At 62.7% G+C, this 16,835-nt stretch carries 16 protein-coding genes and 8 pseudogenes; 14 read left to right on the plus strand and 10 right to left on the minus strand.

From position 1 onward, the window contains the following. Window positions 1-124 precede the first annotated feature (124 nt). Window positions 125-444, minus strand: a pseudogene (locus HGO92_RS24000) (helix-turn-helix domain-containing protein); the annotation flags it as partial. 573 nt (window positions 445-1,017) lie between these two features. Here HGO92_RS24000 and HGO92_RS22410 point away from each other — a divergent pair. From HGO92_RS22410 to HGO92_RS22425, 4 genes and pseudogenes are all read left to right on the plus strand, one after another. Next, window positions 1,018-1,428 carry a DoxX family protein gene (locus HGO92_RS22410; protein WP_013602987.1) on the plus strand — a complete coding sequence of 137 codons (411 nt, stop codon included), beginning with the start codon at window positions 1,018-1,020 and terminating at the stop codon, window positions 1,426-1,428. A 71-nt stretch (window positions 1,429-1,499) separates the two neighbouring features. Beyond that, window positions 1,500-1,910, plus strand: coding sequence for a luciferase domain-containing protein (locus HGO92_RS22415; protein ID WP_346769070.1), 411 nt, complete (start codon window positions 1,500-1,502; stop codon window positions 1,908-1,910). Between the two features lie 109 nt (window positions 1,911-2,019). Continuing rightward, complete coding sequence (locus HGO92_RS22420) at window positions 2,020-2,208, plus strand: NAD(P)H-dependent oxidoreductase (protein WP_169998832.1); 189 nt, start codon at window positions 2,020-2,022, stop codon at window positions 2,206-2,208. 190 nt (window positions 2,209-2,398) lie between these two features. After that, a pseudogene (locus HGO92_RS22425) lies at window positions 2,399-2,822 on the plus strand (IS21 family transposase); the annotation flags it as partial. 432 nt (window positions 2,823-3,254) lie between these two features. Here HGO92_RS22425 and HGO92_RS22430 read toward each other — a convergent pair. From HGO92_RS22430 to HGO92_RS24005, 3 genes and pseudogenes are all read right to left on the minus strand, one after another. Further along, window positions 3,255-3,512 carry a hypothetical protein gene (locus tag HGO92_RS22430; RefSeq protein ID WP_041653584.1) on the minus strand — a complete coding sequence of 86 codons (258 nt, stop codon included), beginning with the start codon at window positions 3,510-3,512 and terminating at the stop codon, window positions 3,255-3,257. Between the two features lie 30 nt (window positions 3,513-3,542). Continuing rightward, a pseudogene (locus HGO92_RS22435) lies at window positions 3,543-4,618 on the minus strand (IS110 family RNA-guided transposase). Between the two features lie 504 nt (window positions 4,619-5,122). Next, a pseudogene (locus HGO92_RS24005) lies at window positions 5,123-5,964 on the minus strand (transposase); the annotation flags it as partial. A gap of 214 nt (window positions 5,965-6,178) precedes the next feature. Between HGO92_RS24005 and HGO92_RS24810 the strand changes: the two are divergent. Further along, window positions 6,179-7,334, plus strand: a pseudogene (locus tag HGO92_RS24810) (IS30 family transposase). 203 nt (window positions 7,335-7,537) lie between these two features. On the opposite strand, the gene HGO92_RS22455 reads toward HGO92_RS24810, so the two are convergent. Beyond that, window positions 7,538-7,825: a hypothetical protein gene (locus HGO92_RS22455; RefSeq protein WP_169998816.1), complete on the minus strand. Its 288-nt coding sequence runs from the start codon at window positions 7,823-7,825 to the stop codon at window positions 7,538-7,540. A 33-nt stretch (window positions 7,826-7,858) separates the two neighbouring features. Then, window positions 7,859-8,404: a hypothetical protein gene (locus tag HGO92_RS24605; protein ID WP_346769073.1), complete on the minus strand. Its 546-nt coding sequence runs from the start codon at window positions 8,402-8,404 to the stop codon at window positions 7,859-7,861. Between HGO92_RS24605 and HGO92_RS22460 the strand changes: the two genes are divergently transcribed. The 8 genes and pseudogenes from HGO92_RS22460 (at window position 8,285) to HGO92_RS22485 (ending at window position 13,401) form a co-directional block, all read left to right on the plus strand. Continuing rightward, window positions 8,285-8,539, plus strand: coding sequence for a DUF3560 domain-containing protein (locus tag HGO92_RS22460; protein ID WP_346769072.1), 255 nt, complete (start codon window positions 8,285-8,287; stop codon window positions 8,537-8,539). The two genes, HGO92_RS24605 and HGO92_RS22460, sit on opposite strands and share 120 nt — an antisense overlap. Further along, window positions 8,424-8,747: a hypothetical protein gene (locus HGO92_RS24015; RefSeq protein WP_240974900.1), complete on the plus strand. Its 324-nt coding sequence runs from the start codon at window positions 8,424-8,426 to the stop codon at window positions 8,745-8,747. The genes HGO92_RS22460 and HGO92_RS24015 overlap by 116 nt, the downstream gene beginning before the upstream one ends. A 562-nt stretch (window positions 8,748-9,309) precedes the next feature. Beyond that, on the plus strand, window positions 9,310-9,816 hold the full coding sequence (locus HGO92_RS22465) for a cupin domain-containing protein (RefSeq protein ID WP_013602999.1): 507 nt from the start codon (window positions 9,310-9,312) through the stop codon (window positions 9,814-9,816). Continuing rightward, window positions 9,803-10,681 carry a VOC family protein gene (locus HGO92_RS22470; RefSeq protein ID WP_013602998.1) on the plus strand — a complete coding sequence of 293 codons (879 nt, stop codon included), beginning with the start codon at window positions 9,803-9,805 and terminating at the stop codon, window positions 10,679-10,681. The genes HGO92_RS22465 and HGO92_RS22470 overlap by 14 nt, the downstream gene beginning before the upstream one ends. Window positions 10,682-10,805: 124 nt before the next feature. Then, entirely contained in the window at window positions 10,806-12,047 is a 1,242-nt protein-coding gene (locus HGO92_RS22475) for an NAD(P)/FAD-dependent oxidoreductase (RefSeq protein WP_169998818.1), read from the plus strand. A 25-nt stretch (window positions 12,048-12,072) separates the two neighbouring features. Then, a complete protein-coding gene (locus tag HGO92_RS22480) occupies window positions 12,073-12,264 on the plus strand; it encodes a ferredoxin (protein WP_169998820.1) in 192 nt (63 codons plus the stop codon). Window positions 12,265-12,420: 156 nt separating this feature from the next. After that, window positions 12,421-12,612, plus strand: a pseudogene (locus HGO92_RS24815) (cupin domain-containing protein); the annotation flags it as partial. A gap of 75 nt (window positions 12,613-12,687) precedes the next feature. Then, window positions 12,688-13,401 carry a GntR family transcriptional regulator gene (locus HGO92_RS22485; RefSeq protein ID WP_169998822.1) on the plus strand — a complete coding sequence of 238 codons (714 nt, stop codon included), beginning with the start codon at window positions 12,688-12,690 and terminating at the stop codon, window positions 13,399-13,401. Window positions 13,402-13,690: 289 nt separating this feature from the next. On the opposite strand, the gene HGO92_RS22495 is transcribed toward HGO92_RS22485, so the two are convergent. From HGO92_RS22495 to HGO92_RS22505, 3 genes and pseudogenes are all read right to left on the minus strand, one after another. Continuing rightward, entirely contained in the window at window positions 13,691-13,828 is a 138-nt protein-coding gene (locus HGO92_RS22495; protein WP_169998824.1) for a hypothetical protein, read from the minus strand. A 24-nt stretch (window positions 13,829-13,852) separates the two neighbouring features. After that, window positions 13,853-14,185, minus strand: coding sequence for an integrase core domain-containing protein (locus HGO92_RS22500; RefSeq protein ID WP_169998826.1), 333 nt, complete (start codon window positions 14,183-14,185; stop codon window positions 13,853-13,855). Continuing rightward, window positions 14,166-14,693 (minus strand): annotated as a pseudogene (locus tag HGO92_RS22505) (IS30 family transposase); the annotation flags it as partial. The gene HGO92_RS22500 and the pseudogene HGO92_RS22505, both read right to left, overlap by 20 nt. Window positions 14,694-14,930: 237 nt before the next feature. On the opposite strand from HGO92_RS22505, the gene HGO92_RS22510 reads away from it, so the two are divergent. After that, complete coding sequence (locus HGO92_RS22510; RefSeq protein WP_169998828.1) at window positions 14,931-16,133, plus strand: IS110 family RNA-guided transposase; 1,203 nt, start codon at window positions 14,931-14,933, stop codon at window positions 16,131-16,133. 14 nt (window positions 16,134-16,147) lie between these two features. Here the strand turns inward: HGO92_RS22510 and HGO92_RS22515 are convergent. Beyond that, window positions 16,148-16,708: pseudogene (locus HGO92_RS22515) on the minus strand (transposase); the annotation flags it as partial. Window positions 16,709-16,835 lie beyond the last annotated feature (127 nt).

Consider the following 16,835-nt stretch of genomic DNA (forward strand, 5'->3'; position numbering starts at 1 on the left):
GGGCTGCTTGCCACCCTTCCCGGTGTTTCCTCGGGTCAGGCTGCCCCCAGCTTCGTCATGCTGCTGCGACAGCACAACGGCGAAGGTCTTCCACCTCCGCTCGGTAAAACAGCGCCTCGTGGCGCACGAGGTCACCTTCCCAGTGGCCTGCGACTTTCCGCTCGTCGGCTTCGGAGGGTCTCTTCTTCAAGGTTGTGGCGTCAGTGACATGCGCCCAGGCTTGCTGACGTGTTCGCGATCGTGGCGTGCGTTTCGTGCGCCCTCGGCGCAGGTGCCACGCCTGCCATCATTTGTGATCAGCTTCGCGGTCTTGGGACGGCGGGCTCGTCGTTCGGCATGCCACTGCGCTGTAGACGCCTTGTAGTCCAAGCGATACGTTCTCGTCGACGCGTTCCGACGCAGCTCCCGCGAGATCGTAGATGGGCTTCGGCCCAGCCGGCGAGCAAAGGTTTGGCAGCGGCCTCAAGCTTGCCGGACGCGTGCATCTCCACTTTGCCCAGCAGCCACAATAAGCCCAGCCAGTCGACCACGAGGATTGTGCCAAAGGACAGCACAAGAGCCAGGATGTGAACGGCAAGCCCGATCCGGTGGACTTCGGGCCCGCAGTCCACATAGTGTCCGACCAGCACCGAAGCCAGCCATCCGGCCGCACACAGCATCCCGAGCAGAACCAGCCGTCGCCTCTGGCGTCGCGTCAGCGAGGCAGGCGTGGTCGCCCTCTCTGCCCCCTTGCGCCCGGCAACCCGATTCTCTATAGTCATTCTAAGATGTTAGTATTTCAAAGGAGAAGTATTCAATTATGTGAGATCAATGAAGATGTCGCCGGTGTCGGGAAGTCTTGCCTATGACCCCACGAGGGTCGGCCTGAAGCACAAAGTCGTCTCTCCTGACTCTTCCGTGGATCAGTGGCGGCCAAGCGGTTCGACGGACTGCCGACGGTTGACCTTTCAACTATTTCGGCGCACAAGTGACAACATAGCTATGAACATTCGGTTCGACATGAGTTAGGAGCGCGTGATGGACATTCTGGTACTCGTCGGGCGGTTGCTGTTCGCCTCGATTTTCCTCGCTTCCGCCGTCGGCCATTTCGCCCAACGGGAGATGATGTCCGGGTATGCGACCAGCAAGGGAGTGCCGGCTTTCCTCGTGCCCGTCACGGGAATCCAATTGGGCGTCGGGGCGCTCATGGTAGCTTTCGGCATCTGGCCGGACCTGGGGGCACTCCTGTTGTTCCTCTTCCTGGTTCCCACGGCCTTCCTGATGCACGCGTTCTGGAAGGAAACGGACCCGGCCGCCAAGTCCATGGAGCAGATCCAGTTCCTCAAGGAACTCGCACTCGCTGGGGCCGCACTTGCACTGTTTGCCTTCTTCGCCCGCTATGGCAACGAGTTGGGCTTCGTCCTTGTCGGCCCCGTGCTTCGGCTGTGAGGGACATGGAAACCGCGGCCTTGCCACGCCGGGAGGGTCCCGGACCAGCCACTACCCCCACCAATCCGCACGTGCAGCTGGACCAGCAGCCCGCAGATGGCGGACCGCGTCGGCGGCTCCGCGAACTGCTGGCTGAACTGCCTGTTGCCTGGCGGGAGTCGATGATCTCCGTGCCGGGCGCCGAAGCGCTGACTCTCCGGGTGGAGAAGGCCAAGGGGCCGCAGGAGGCCTTCATGATCGGCACGGAGTTTGCGCACCTGCACCCGGATCCTGACCATTCCCTGCACATGGTTTTGCCGGACGCCGCCGCGAGGGCCGCCATCGATGCCGGCTGGGCGGAACAGCATCCCGTAGCCCGACGCGGGCTGATTCCCGCGGGGTCGGTTATGGTCTATGCACCGCGTAATGACGACGAGGCTGAGGTTGTGGCCTCCTTGGTGCGAGCATCCTATGAGTACGCCTGTGGGGACGTTCAGCACTGAAATCTGCCGGCAGCGTAATTTTCCCCCGCGGGTAGAGCCGTGACATGACCGCGCATGGCATCACCGCTGGCACGCTCCGGGCTTCACCGGGGCGCGTGCGCGGGACGAACTGTCCGCAGAAGCGCTGGCGGCGGTGGAACACATCGAACGCGCCGACGTCGTACTTGCCGGCAGCACCTGTCTGCAGGGGTCCTATACCGGCCTGTTCAAGCACTTCCTGGATTTCGTGGACGCCGGAGCGCTGGTGGGAACCCCGGTGCTGTTGGTGGCGGGGGTTGAGCTGCAATGGAACGGTTAGTCACGTTTAGAGTGTTCATTGTCCGTTTTGGCGTGACTGACCGGTCTGATGCGCGGGTCGGGCTGAGATGAAGCCGACGAGACATGACCAGCATCGAGGCTCTCGATCTGTTCATCAAACGATCGTCTCCCGAACACCGCCACACCCTGGCCCGCAAGGGGTCAAGTCCATTTGCGTGGTGTAGCGCTGGCGGCTGGAGCCGTTCAAAGCGGTGATCGATGCCATGTTGGTCGAGGACACGACAGCGCCGCGGAAGCAGCGCCATACTGCCCGCAGGATCCTGGCCCGGCTCATCGAAGAATACGGAGCGAGGGAATTGTCGTATTCGACCGTGCGTGACTACGTGCGGCTCCGCCGGGCCCAGATCGATCTTGAAGCCGGCGCAGAGTGGAGGTATTCGTCCCGCAGGAACACGCCCCGGGCGCTGAGGCCGAGGTGGATTTCGGCGAAGTCTGGGTGGTGCTGAACGGGGTCAAGACGAAGTACCACCTGTTCGTCTTCCGGCTCTCTCACTCGGGTAAGGCCATTCATAGGATTTACCCGACCAGGCCCAGGAAGCTTTCCTGGAAGGCCACATCGAAGCGGGCCAGGTCCTCGGCGGCATCCCGGCCAAGCAGCGAACCGGGCCGGGGTGCCGCCGATGATGCCGTAGGAGACGGGTAGGCCCAGCTTTCCGGCACGGGCAGAGGAGGGGGCGCTGCCACCGGTGCCGAGCCAGATCGGGAGCTGGCCGCGGACCGGGCGGGGAACCACCGCGAGGGGGTTCATCGGTGCTGAGGACATTCACGGAACTTCCGAGCCGTATCTGCCTGGTTGTCCCGGCGGCGGCGGCAATCACCGCCCCGGGGATGAGGCGGGCATGTCTGTCGTGTGGTGTTCGCCCACGCCGAAGTAGTCCAGCCCGGTCCGGTCTGCCAGGACAATCGCCTCGAAGAGGTCGCCGATCGCCTCCGCGGTCGAGCGAAAATCCCGTCGGGATTGCGCTGTGTATCGCCGAAGCTGTAGACACCAAGTTCCATGATTGTCTTAGTCCTTTGATTCCGGGGCTACTTGCCGGCCAGGAGGCGTTCGACGCGGGGTTTGACCTCGGTGGCCAGCAGGATCAGGGATTCCAGGAAGTGCTCCTGGGGCAGGCCGCCGATGTCCATTTGCAGGAAGTGGCGCATGTGCCCCATGTGGCCGTGCAGGTCCACGATGCGCTGGGCGATTTCGTCGGGGTCTCCGACGTAGTACGCGCCGGGGAACTCCGCCTGGGCCAGGAACCGGCGCTTGTCAGGGGCGGGCCAGCCGCGGAGTTTGCCCATTACGATGTTGAGGACGCTTCTATGAAGCTTCTATATCTCGTCAACCCCCAATTCGCTGCCGGCGGCGGTGTTGAGGTGACGGTAGAGGCGTCGGGCGAGGTAGCGCTTGATGCAGCGGCGGATCTCGCGGTCGGTCTTGCCTTCTGCGCGGCGCCTGTCGGCGTAAGCGTGGGTTTGCGGGTGGTGGACCATCCTGACCATGGCGATGACGTTCAGGGCACGGTTGAGGCGCCTGTCGCCGCCGCGGTTGAGCCGGTGCCGGGTGGTGTTGCCTGAGGATGCGGGGATGGGGTTCACCCCGGCGAGGGCGGCGAATGCGGCCTCGCCCCTGACCCGTCCGGGGTGGGACCAGGCGACCAGGACGGTGGCGGCGGTGACCGGCCCGATCCCGGTCTCCTTGACCAGGGCCGCGGCGGGGCTGGCCTCGACGAGCTCGCCGATCCGGTTCGTGTTGTCCGTGATCTCGGCGTCGAGGGCGAGGATCCTCTTGGCGAGCCGGACGGCCTCGGTGCGGGCGGTTGCGGCGGCGAGGTCCTCCTCTCGCGGGCGCCAGCGGGAGATCTCGGCGATTTTCCTGGCGCCGAGGGGACCCCGGGCGTCCATGCCGAGGTCGGCAATCCGTATGAGGGCGGTCAGGGCGTTCACGGCCCTGGTCCTCTCGCCAGTGAGCTCATCCTGGGTGGTGATGAGAATCTGGGCTGCCGCGCGGATCCCTTCGTTCATCCGCGGGGGTGCGCAGCTGCTCTTCGTCTAGGGGGAGCACGGCGGCGGCGATGCGCCGGGCGTCGATCGGGTCGGACTTGCCGATCCCGCGGCGGCCGGCACGGCCCATCCGGGCCGCTTCGACCGCCCGGTAGCCAGCCAGCCCCGCCTGACGGGCGAGCTGGGCCCCGTAGCTGCCGATGCCCTCGATAACCCACAGTGCGCCGAGGTCTCCACCGGTGCGGCGTGCCGCCCAGGCGATCGCGGTCCCTGCCGGCATGGGTGTTGGGGAAGGCCTCGGTTCCCAGGTGCTCGCCGTTGACGGCGATCACGGCGTAGGTGTGGGTGCGGGCGTGGGTGTCCACGCCGATGACGAACAGACGGGACTGTGCGACAGTGGTCATCGCGGTCAGGTTTCCTTTCCAGAGACGGCAGGTGTTCCCGGTCGCTGCGGACCGGCGCCATGCCCGGGAGAGGTCACTTCGAGGCAGAACTGTGATGGGCCACGACCCCGAGGGGTCGGGCAGGCTTCTTATCAGGCGACCGAGGTGGGCCGGGCTGGCGCCGGCCGCCCGCCACGTTCGGACAGTTCATAGGCAAGGCACCCAAGGGGGCCAGTTTTGTCATGAGTCACAACCGCGGCGAGGCGACCTACGCCAACCCTGCCAGCCGGTCCCGGACCAGCCATGTAAAGACTCACAGTCTGTCAACCGGCTGGAAGCGAGTGCTGGCGCGGACCATAGCGGGGCGGCTTTGGTGACCGGCCAGCCTCCCCTCTCCCCCCGTTGTTTTGGCTGCTGGTGAAGCTTGCGGAGCTGTGGCCGATGGAGGCCTGTCTACCCGCAGGGCAAGGGGCGGGAAATTCCCGGAGGAAATCAGCGACGAAGACATCTCACGTGTTTAAGAAGTCAAGCGGCGAGGTCTGCTGCCCGCGGGGTGAAGGCTGTTGCTTCATCGAAATGGGTGCCGGTGTTGAGGCAGTGGTGGAGTTGGCCGAGGAAGCGATTGAAGAGGTTGCGCTGGGCCGCTGCATGCCAGTCGCCAGCTGCGCGGCGGCGCTGGTAGTGGGCTCTGGCGCCCGGGGATCCGGTAAGGGCGGACAGCGCCCACATGTACCCGGCGGTGCTAAGGCGGTCGTTCTTGACGAATCTGCGGCCGACGAACTTCTTCTTGCCCGAGGCTCTTGTGATTGGTGCGGAGCCGGCGTAGGCCTTCAGGGCGCGGGCGTCGGAGAAACGGTTCCTGTCGTCTCCGATTTCAGCCAGGAGCCGGGCACCGAGCTGTGTGCCAACCCCAGGGAAGCTGAGCAGGATTTGGGCGTCGGGGTGGGCCAGGAAGGCCTTCTCGACCGCGATGCTCAGCTGGTCGACGGCTTGGCAGCCAGCATCGAGAAGGAGCAAAAGCCCGGAAACCTGGTGGCCCATGGCGTCTTCGACGGCCTGGGCTGCCGGGCGTGGTCACCACGAAGGATGAGCTTGATTCGCGGGGCCTGGGCGGCGATGCCGCGGGAGCGGCCCGCGCGGCGCAGTGCTGCTTCGATCCGGGCGGTGCTGAGCCGTGCGGCGGCGGCCGGGGTGGGTGCGATGCGCAGAAGTTCCCTGATTTCGGGGCGGGCGAGCCCGTTCTGCCATACCGAGCCGGCTTGAAGGAGCGCCGGGTAGAACTGGCGCAGCACGGAGCGGAGCTGGTTGGCGGTCTGCTGACGTGCCCAGACCGCATCCTGCTGGGCACAGGCCAGGACAGCGATCGCAGGCCGTGAAACCCTCTGACTAACTTGGTGTCATGCGTTCGAGGGTCCCTCTGCTGGTTGTGGCAGTTTGAGTTGGACCCGGTGATGGGGCGGATTCTAACCATCGTCGCAACACCTGAGCATTTCAGGAGTTGCGATGGCTGTAGAGAAGAAACGGCAGTTGAGGCCGGGCCCGGCGGGGAAGACAGCCGAGCGTGCGCACTATATCCGGCTTATGAAGCAAGGGTTTAACAATTCCGAGGTCTGCCGGATCGTCGGGGTTGGGCGGAAAACAGGTTCGCATTGGCGCAACGGCCGTACGGTCCGGGATCCGGTGACCGGGCGGACATGGAGCTACCCAGCCATCACCATGGTGCGGGAGCAGCCGGCAGTCTTCTCTGCCCGGTACTTGTCGGAGGACGAGAGGATCATCATTGCTGACAGGCACCGCGCGGGGGATAGCCTGCGTTCCATTGCTGCCGGCCTGGGCAGGGCACCCTCGATCGTAAGCCGCGAACTGCGCCGGAACCGGAACCCTGCGGGATGCTACCGACCGCACTACGCCCAGAAGAAGGCCAGGACCCGCCGTCAGCGCCCGCGGGCGGGAAAGATAGCCGTCCTCCCGGAGCTGAAGGCCTACATCCAGGCAAAGCTGGACCAGTGGTGGAGTCCAGGCCTGATTTGTCGGCAACTGAAGAAGGCCCTCCCAGGCCGGAAAGAGCTGCACATCGTCCACGAAACGATCTACCAAGCCCTTTATATCCGGGGCCGGGGCGGTCTTTCCAAGGAGCTCGTCAAATGCCTTCCCACCGGCCGGGATCGCCGCAAACCGAATAGATCCATCGCCCGCAGGGCATCCAGGTTCGCCGGTGACCTGTTGATGACGTGTTGATGATCAGTGATCGGCCAGAGGAAGCGGGCGACCGTTCCGTTCCGGGATCGTGGGAAGGGGACCTGATCATGGGGCTCAGAACCGTTCCGCTATCGCGACTTTGGTAGAGAGGAGTACCCGCTACCTGCTCCTGGTGCACATGGCTGGCGGGAACAACCGCGCCGAGGACTTGCGGGACGGACCCATCCGGGCGTTAGGTCCGTTGCTGGCAGCGCTGACCTGGGATCAGGGAAGCGAGATGGCCAAGCACGCCGAATTCACCACAGCGGCCGGGGTCCCGGTCTACTTCTGTGATCCCCACTCACCCTGGCAACGAGGCACGAATGAAAACACCAACGGGCTCCTACGCCAGTACTTCCCGAAGTTCACTAACCTGTCCGGCTACGGCCCCCAACATTTGGCCAGGGTCGCCGCTGCGCTCAACAACCGACCACGACTAACGCTCAACGACGAGACCCCCGCTGAGCGCTTTGCTAGGCTGCTAACCACCCACACTTAACCACCCAGTGTTGCGACGATGGTTGGAATCCGCCTGGTTTGATTTGAGCCCACCTGCCGACTCGCCGGGTAGCTTGTGACGGTTTGATTTGGACCCATCCCAGCGTTGTTCTCATCTGGTTTCCAAGGGTGGAGGGCATGGGATGGGGTCAAAAGTGGAGCTGTTCGCCAGAATTCGCCGGGACGCACGGGTGGAGGGGCCGTCTATTCGTGCGCTGGCCCGCCGTCATGGAGTTGGGCGACTGATTGTGCGGTTGGCGTTGGATGCGGCGGAGCCGCCGCCCAGCCGTAGATCCGGCTGGTTGCCCATGCCAGGGCAACCACGGTTTCCGGGGTGTCTTCGGGGGCTAAGGCGAAGCCGCCGATGAAGCCGCCGAGGTCTTCGGTGAGGTTAACAACACTGATGAAGACGGGTTTGGCAGCCCAGCCTGTGAAGTCCTTGATGCAGCTGGAGCCGACCTGCACCGTCTCGCCGTTTTCGACCTTGCGCACCAGGTACGTGTACTTGCGGTTGTTGCGGATGGACTAGCAGTGCTGGCACCGGCCAGCTTCCAAGGCGGAGCGGTCCACCACTGACTCTTCGACACCGGGCGCTGAGCGGATGACGAAGTCCGCCCCGTCTGCCGTCTCTACGGTGTCTACGGCTGCCAGGAACGTCCAGCCGTTGTAGCAGGGGGCCTCTCCGGTGATTTCCGTGTCCACGACGAGGTGTGTCCGCTTGAGCCGGGCCTGGTCAGTCTCGGTGACTTCACGCGTGCTGCCAGTGACCTCGATGCGGCCGGTAAAGCCGCGCTTGGTGGCACGGGCGTTGATTGACGTAGCGCGCTCTACGGTTGCGGCGTACTGACCGCCTTGCGCGAAGCAGGATTTGAAGTGAACACCGATCTCAGTACCGACATTCGGACCACGGCCGAAGTCGAAGCCAACAAAGCTGCCCGCCAGGAGGATCGGGTGGAGGCGCGGAACGCCAAGGCTGCCGGCCGCTCCGCAAAGGAGGATGCAGTCTGGGAGCGGCAGCGCCGTGACATCGCACGTCTGCCCGAAGGCGGCGAGCCGATCAAGATCGGGCACCACTCCGAAGGCCGCCACCGTGCTGCTATCGCCCGCGCTGACCGCAGTATGCGCGCAGCTTCCGACGTACGAAGAGGCCAAGGACGCTGCAGAGCGTGCCGAAGCTGCCGCCCACACAACGGCATGGCGGGATAGGCGCCTGACGTACACGCTGCGGATCAATGAACCGGTTCGGTGGATTGACCTGACAGCAGCCGAATCAGTCGCGGTCCTGAACCGGCACCTCGGTCAGCACCTTGATGAAGCCTTCGGCGTCAGCACCATAACCTTGGGAACCCTCACTGATGAGGACCGCGAGGCAATCACCGCGATTGCCGAATGGCTGCGTGAACAGAGGTGTTAGATGATGGCGAGTATGCCGCCGGCATTCGGGCACATGCAGATTTCGCATTCGACTTCCGGGGCCAGCCCTGGCTGGACGGCCTCTCACAGATTGACGCCATCGTGGACGCCACAACAGGGGTTGGGCCCGAGCCCTACTCATGGTTTCCGTGGCTACCCAACACGACCCGGAGCGGGTTCAAGCTGCGGGCGTGGAGGCCGCGTCTCAGATGACTGCTCCGTCATCCGAACTCTTGAGCCGGCTCGTCCGCCTCGCGGATGGAGGATTCGTTCGCCAGCGCATCGCGGGTCGCTACCCGATTCAGGAGGTCCACGCGGCCATCAAGGCGGAAGGTAAGAACAGGGTCCTCTTATAGGCCGCTTCCGGCTCTGGAACTTGATCCAGAAGACCCTTGCGCACGGCAACGGCAGCCTCTATAGTAATTCTAAGATTTTAGTATTTCAAAGGAGAAATATTGTATGCGTGGCACTAAAGTCCGGGTGGCGGATTTCGCCCCCTCCCTGACGGCCTTTGCAGGACCACCGGCCGCTCTGGGCCTTGCCAGAAGTCACGGAGAAGTACGTTGACGAACTTCGACCAATGGCTCGACAAGCTGCAAGAGATGAAGCACTCCGATCCGGAAGCTTCGATGCCCGCGTCCCTGGTCACCCGTGCTGACAGCGCGGTCTGGCTCACGGCAGACGTGACCGGCAATCCCACCGAAATTGGGGTTCTGGCTGATGTTCCGGCCAAGGCGATGGAATTCTATCTCCAATCCATTCCGCCGGGCGAAGCATCGGACCTTCAACGGCACCTGCACGAGTCGGTGCACTGCGTGACGGTAGGAACCGGATATTCCGAAATCGGACCTGAAACGCTGACATGGGGTCCGGGCGATTTCATTTACACCCCTCCCATGGTCTGGCACCGGCACTACAACGACTCCGTGGACGAAGTGCGCATGATCCTGGTGGAGAATTCCCGCCTGCTTGACTCCCTGGGGATTAACCGGCGTGAAAGCGCCGGAAATATTTCATATAAGCAATTCACCAAAAACGACGAAAGGAATGCCCCACATGGGAATCAGTAGAGTTGCCTATGCCGAGTTGGGCGTCTCGGATATCGACGAGGCTGCGGCGATCCACACAGACGTTCTGGGGTTCAAGGAGTTGGGCCGTGAGGATGGCGCCGTGCGTTTCGGGTGCGGAATCGACGGAGTCAGCGACCTCATTCTCCGTGAAGGACGAAGCGGTGTTCATCGCTTTGGCGTCAAGGTGGACTCCAGTGATGACATCGCGTACTACGCCAAACGGCTGGCCGACGCGGGCATCCACACGGAGCAGCGCACCGACGTCGATCCCGGTGTCCGCGTTGCCCTGAGCTTCACTGCTCCGAGCGGACACATCATTGAACTGGTCGACACCGTGGTCGAACGCGGGTACCTCAACCCTAGTTCTGCGGGCGCCCACCAGCAAGGAATTCGGGCGAGGGACTTCGACCACATCACGTTGCACGCGCAGGATGCGGGCGGACTCACGGACTTCATCGTCAACGTGCTCGAGGGCAGGGTCTCGGACATTTTCCAGCCTGCGCCCGGCGTTGTCGGCGCGGCCTGGACCCGGTTCAGCCAGTTCCACCACGATATCGCCGTTTTTAGCACCCAGAACCCGAACGCAACGCTCAACCACTATGCCCTCGCGATGGATTCGTTCGAACACCTGGGCGAAGCTGCAGATGTGCTGTCCAGGGCGGGCATTCAGGTCGAAGTTGGCCCGGGCCGTCACGGTGTCGGCGGAAACCAGTATTGCTACTTCTGGATCAACGGAAACCGGTATGAGCTCTCGGCCAACATGCCGAGGGTTGACATCTCCGAACCCGGTATCTGGACCAACTTCGACGAGGCTTTCAGCCCGTGGGGCCACAAGCCCCCGGCTTCCATGGCTGAAGGTTCCTAAGGAGATTCAGGTCTGACCTCAGGCGCCGGCCACCCTCATCCCCGATCGCAGGCCGGCGCGTGACTCGGAATCAGACCCGAGCTCGAACGTAAGGACAGTCGAATTGAACAATGCGGAGCATTAAATGGAGACGATAGTTATTGTCGGGGCCTCACTGGCAGGTACGCGCGCTGCGCAGACACTGCGCGCGGAAGGGTACGACGGACGAATAATCCTGGTGGGCGAAGAATCCGAAATGCCCTATGACCGGCCTCCGCTGTCCAAACAGTTTCTCCTGGGCGACTGGGCGCGAGAAGACATCGCGTTATTGACGCCGAAAGAGGTCGAGTCGCTCAAGCTTGAGTTTCGCCTCGGCGTCCGCGCAACAGGCCTGGATCGTGAGCACAAACGATTGCTTCTCGGCGTAGACGGCGATCTTTCCTATGACGGACTGATTATTACAACCGGCGCACGGCCGCGGAGTCTGTCGGGCCTGGACCCTCATCAAGAGGGAGTGCATGTCATCAGGACGATGGGGGATGCACAGCGGCTGGCTGAAGGCCTCCGTAACGGACAGACTCTGGGCATCATCGGGGGAGGTTTCCTGGGCTCGGAAGTAGCCTCTGCCGCCCGCCGGATGGGTGTGGCGGTGACTATGCTCGAACGGGACCCTGAGCCCATGGCTGCCATTCTGGGTACCCGCGTTGGTCGGGTGCTGGCCGATATTCAACGACAGCACGGAGTGGATGTGCGCACAGAATCCATGGTGCGCAAGGTGGTGGTTGGTTCCGTTAAGGGCGTCCCGTCCGTTCAGGTGATCAACGACGATGAAACCCGCCTTGAGTTCGATAATGTGCTCCTTTCCATTGGGGCCGTGCCCAACACGGAGTGGCTGGCTGACTCGGACGTACTGATCGACAACGGGGTCGTCTGCGATGACAAATTGTTTGTCAGTGACTCAATTGTTACTGCGGGCGACGTTGCCCGGATAAACCATCCCCTGCAGGGTTTTCAGCGGCGAATCGAGCACTGGACCAACGCGGTTCAGCTGGGAGAGGTTGCGGCAGCGAATCTGCTTGCCGGGCGGCGAAAAGCCCGGTCATTCCGTTCCGTCCCCTACGTATGGTCTGATCAGTTTGGTTCGAGGATTGAAATTATCGGCTCCCCGCGCGGAGACGACCGTGTTGAGCTGCTTGGTTCAGAAGCAAAGGACAACAAGCGCCTGTTCGTGTACTTCCGCGACGGAGCGCCCAGCGCCCTCGTTGGCATCAATGCCCGGTCATGGATGCTCGGAGTCCGACGCCGAATCACCGACGTGGCCGAGTTGAATCTTGCATTTGTCGAAAACCTTGAGAAGGAAATTTCAGATAACCAGGCCGCTGCATGAGGGCGTCGGCAAGGCAGGAGAAAAAGTGAAAATCACCTCAAATCCAAAAAAATGCATGGCGTATGGAAACTGTGCGGCCGTCGCGCCGAATGTCTACGACCTTGATGGTGCCGTCGTCAAGGTTCTGCTTCCGGAACCGCCTGCAGAGCTGCAAGCCGACGCGCGTGCGGGAGCACGGGAGTGCCCCGCCAGGGCGCTGACCATTGAAGAAGACTGAGCAGTCCTCTTAGTTCTGATATTCGATCCTAACGGAGGTTGTGATGAGCAATCTTCGTAAAGACGCACCAACGCAGGATCAGCGGGGGCCTGGATCATGACGCCCCCAATTGGACCTTATACCGTGTGATTGTGTTCCTGATCAGCGTGCTCCAACGTGGATTTCACGCGGGGCAGCATGCGGCCCTTGGGGACGCAGGCGAGCGATTTGCTCCCGGTGAAGCCTGCACCTAAGGCAGTTCCTTTTGTCTGGGAATGGAGCAGCCTCATTGGCTTGGCGGAACGCGCCGGCGAGCTCGTGCCGGTCGGCATGGGCGGCGAAAGGCGGGCCATCGGGCTGGTCAATCCCCGTCATAATTCACGGGGGTGGCCTCTGGCTCTTGGGGGCAAGAAATGGCCCTTCTGAAATGTTAGAATTTCCTTCATGGATGCCATGAAGGATCGGTGGAACGGCGACGATCTCCTTAGCGCCGAGAGCCAGTCCCGGCCGCGAAAGAGGGACTTCGTATATGACGCGATTAAGCGCTCTCTCATCATGGGGGAGTACTCGCTGGGCGAGGAGTTAGTTGCCCTCAAAATCGCCACCACATTCGGAACGAGCCGGCAGCCAGTGATGGATGCCCTCAGGAAACTCCAACTCGATGGCTTCGTGGAAGTTGTGCCACAGGTCGGCGTCCGGGTTGTGCGCCCCTCGCCGGCCGGGACAGTGGACTACTACCGCATTTTCGGGGCACTCGAAGGCATCGCTGCAGAAATGGCAGCCGAGCGCCGAACGGCTTCGGGGCTGGTAATCCTGCGCAACGCGGTCGAACTTTCTTCTCGCATGGTTGAAGAGGACCCTGATCTTCCCGTGGAGGAGTACCTGAGCCTCAATCGCCGCGTTCACCGGGCTATACATTTCCTTGCCCAGCCGGGCGACACCCTGAACATCGCCAGGACCTACTGGGACCGCAGTGACTTCCTGATGGCCGTCACCAGCAAATTAGGGCCGAAGCAGTGGTTTTTGTCCGCAGACCACGAACATCATGCAATCCTCGATGCCATCGCCAACGGGGACGGCTCCAGTGCCCGGGAACTTGCGACTCAGCATCTCGTTTCCATCGGTGGTTTTGTTGCCGAGAAGCTGGCCGAGCTGTAGACGAAGCTATTAAGCGTCGGCACAGCGGGGTACCGCCGGATGGCCACCTCGACGGTGGACCGGCTGCTGCACCAAGCCCACGTCTGCCAAACCACCGGCGACTCCGTCGCCTCACCCAGGTACTGGACGGAAAGGGAGTCATGCCACTGACCTAAACACCCCGGTGGCCAGCAACCCAACCTGCCCGGGCGAGTTCTAGTGATCGTTGCAACGCCCCCGAATAATCGGGAGTCGCAACACCATGGAATCAACATCGAAAAATAGTCTCTCCTTAAGGAAAAAATCTCCTTCAACGGAAGAATCGGCGTCGAGCACCGGGGCGCTCGGGAAGCGTTCCCAGCAGTCCCACACCCGTGCCCAAAGACAGGATGTCCTGGCCGCCGTGGCGCGCCTGGGAACTGTCGCCGAGGCGGCTCAGGTGTGTCAAGCCCCGGGTTTTGTGGAGGCGTTTTTAGTTGGAAATTGAGAGCAGTTCCGGGGCCGGGTGGACTGCGTGGAGCTGCTCGTATTCGACTGGCGGGACATGGCCGATCTCGCCGTGGAGACGCCGGTGGTTGAACCAATCTACGTACTCAGCCACGGCGACCTCGAGATGGTTGATGTCCCGCCATGGGCCCTTGTTGCGGACAAGTTCGACCTTGAACAGTGAGTTGAACGCCTCGGCGAGGGCATTGTCATAGCTATCGCCCTTGGACCCAACGGAGGCCACAGCGTCTGCTTCGTCCAGTCGCTGGGTGTAGCGGATCGCACGGTACTGGGCAGGTTCATCTGGTCGTTGCAACACCGGGTTGTTGGAGTAACTGTAGTTGCTCGCTGAATACCTCGGCCGGGGTCTTCCAGTTGAGCACTTTACGTGGCCGGTTGTTCAAGGCCAGAGCAACGGCTTCGAGGTCGTCCGCGTTCCACCGTGCGAGGTCGGTGCCCTTTGGGAAGTACTGGCGTAGCAGTCCGTTGGTGTTCTCGTTCGTCGGTCGTTGTCAGGGCGAGTGCGGGTCGGCGAAGAACACTTTCGTGCCGGTATCGAGCGCGAACTGGGCGTGCGCGGACAGCTCCTTCCCGCGGTCCCACGTGAGAGTCTTGCGGAGCTGTTCGGGCAGTTTCGTCATCGACACTGTCAGTGCCGCGTTCATCGCGACCGCACCGTACCCACCGAGCGAGGGGCCGTTCTTCACGGGTGGCTTCTCGCCCCAGCCCTCGAGCCTGGGCAGATGCACCAAAAGCGTGGAGCGGCTGCTGCGCTCGATGAGCGTGCCGATCGCGGATCGTCCGGTCCCGATGATCAGATCACCCTTACTTACGTTGTTCTTGTGGGTGATTTCGGAGCTGTCGTAGTGTTCGATCACCCTCGGGTGGCGGGTATGGAACAGGTCTCCCTGCCGCTTGGACGGCTCACTGGGAATGGCCGCCCGCTGCCCGCCGATGACTCGACCGCTGATTGAGAATTACGACATTGATCGTTGGGTAAGGACGTGCCGGCGCAGTTATCGACAGGGCCAACCGATATTGGAGCTGATCAAAGGGGACTGAATATGCCGGCATTCTGGGTAGGAATTGACTCGGGCAAAAGAGCTCATCATTGCGTCGTGATCGATCAGGCAGGGGCGGTGCTGCTCTCGAAACGGGTCGAGAGCGACGAAAATGCACTCCTCGAACTCATAGCCACCATCGCGAAGATCGCGGACGGTCATGAGGTCTGTTGGGCCACAGATCTGAACGCCGGCGGAGCGGCCCTGTTGATCGAGCTGCTGGCCGCGCACGCCCAGCAACTGCTCTATATACCCGGACGCATAGTCCACCACGCCGCGGCTACCTACCGCGGAGATGGTAAGACCGACGCGAAAGACGCCAGGATCATTGCCGACCATGCACGCATGCGCACCGACCTCCAACCCGTCCGCGGCGCGGACCAAATCGGCGTGGACCTGCGGCTCCTCACCGCCCGGCGCACCGATCTGATCAGCGACCGTGTCCGGTCAATCAACAGGCTCCGCGCCACCTTGCTGGAATACTTCCCTGCCCTCGAGCGCGCGTTCGACTACTCCAAGAAAGCGCCGCTCACCCTTCTCAGTGGATACCAGACCCCCGAGGGTATCCGGCGGATAGGACTGACCCGACTCATCGGCTGGCTGAGGAAACGCGGCTGCCGCAACAGTGCCAAGATGGCCGAGAAGGCACTGATAGCGGCGAACTCCCAGCACACCGTCCTGCCCACACAGACCACAGGCTCTGCCCTGGTCGTCCGGTTGGCCGAACAAATCAGCACCCTCGATGCAGAAATCGCCGACGTCGATGCCCAGATCACCGAACTGTTCTTGCAGCACGACAGCGCCGACGTTCTGCTCACCATGCCTGGATTCGGCCCCGTCCTCGCCGCAACTTTCCTCGCGAACATCGGCGGCAACCTGGACGCATTCGACTCAGTCGACCGGCTCGCCAGCGTCGCGGGCCTGGCTCCCGTCCCGCGCGATTCCGGACGAATCAGCGGGAACCTGCACCGACCACGCCGCTTCAACCGCAGGCTCCTGCGAACCTGCTACCTCGCCGCCCTCTCCAGCCTCAAGAACAGCCCAGCCTCAAGAACCTACTACGACCGGAAAAGGAGCGAGGGAAAGTCCCATAAACAGGCCCTCATCGCCCTCGCCAGACGTCGCATCAACGTCCTCTGGGCCATGCTCCGCGACCACACCATCTACCAGGAACCAATACCACACATCACCGCCCAGGTGGCCTGACAGAAACATTGAGATTCCCAGTGACCAGGGATAGCGCGGTCCCCGGCCTCGGCGGGCCGTTCGCTGAGGACGACATCTGCGGTGACATGACCCTGCGGCTTGCTCCGGGATCGTGCGCGAGGCTCCCGGAGCGCACGTCCGGTGCGCAGGCACGTGACCAGCTCCCGCTTGAGCGCCCCGCGACCCTCGATGAAAAGCGACTGGTAGATCGCCTCGTGGCTGATGCGCATGGACTCATCATCAGGGAAATCGACGCGGAGCCGGTGGGAGATCTGCTCCGGACTCCACCCAATCGCCCATCGCCTGTCCTGCCGATGCGGTTTGTCCAGACCTTTCCACGCCGGCGTCCAAGGCCCGGTCACAGCCTTGCCGTCGGGCCGGCGGACGCTCCCGTCGAGCCTGTCCTGCACGTACTCACGCAACCTCTCGTTGCCCACGAGCTTCGCTCTTTTCGGACGCTTCGCGGCCTGTTGAGCTTTCCACTGCGCCACCAGAGCGCGGTATTCCGGCTTGCCGCCCCTCGTCGCCGCGTTGCGGCGCATCTCGCGTGAGACCGTCCCCGGGTCACGTCCAATCCGGCTCTTCAGAATTGAGAGTGTAATCGGCGCTGCCGCGTGAGAAGTCCGGGGCGGGGAGGTTGTTTCGGCTGGGGTGAGGGCCTTGGGAGAGAATCGGATTGTCTAGATCGTGATTTTTCTACCG

The organism is Crystallibacter degradans (genome assembly GCF_012952295.1).
Taxonomy (GTDB): domain Bacteria; phylum Actinomycetota; class Actinomycetes; order Actinomycetales; family Micrococcaceae; genus Crystallibacter; species Crystallibacter degradans.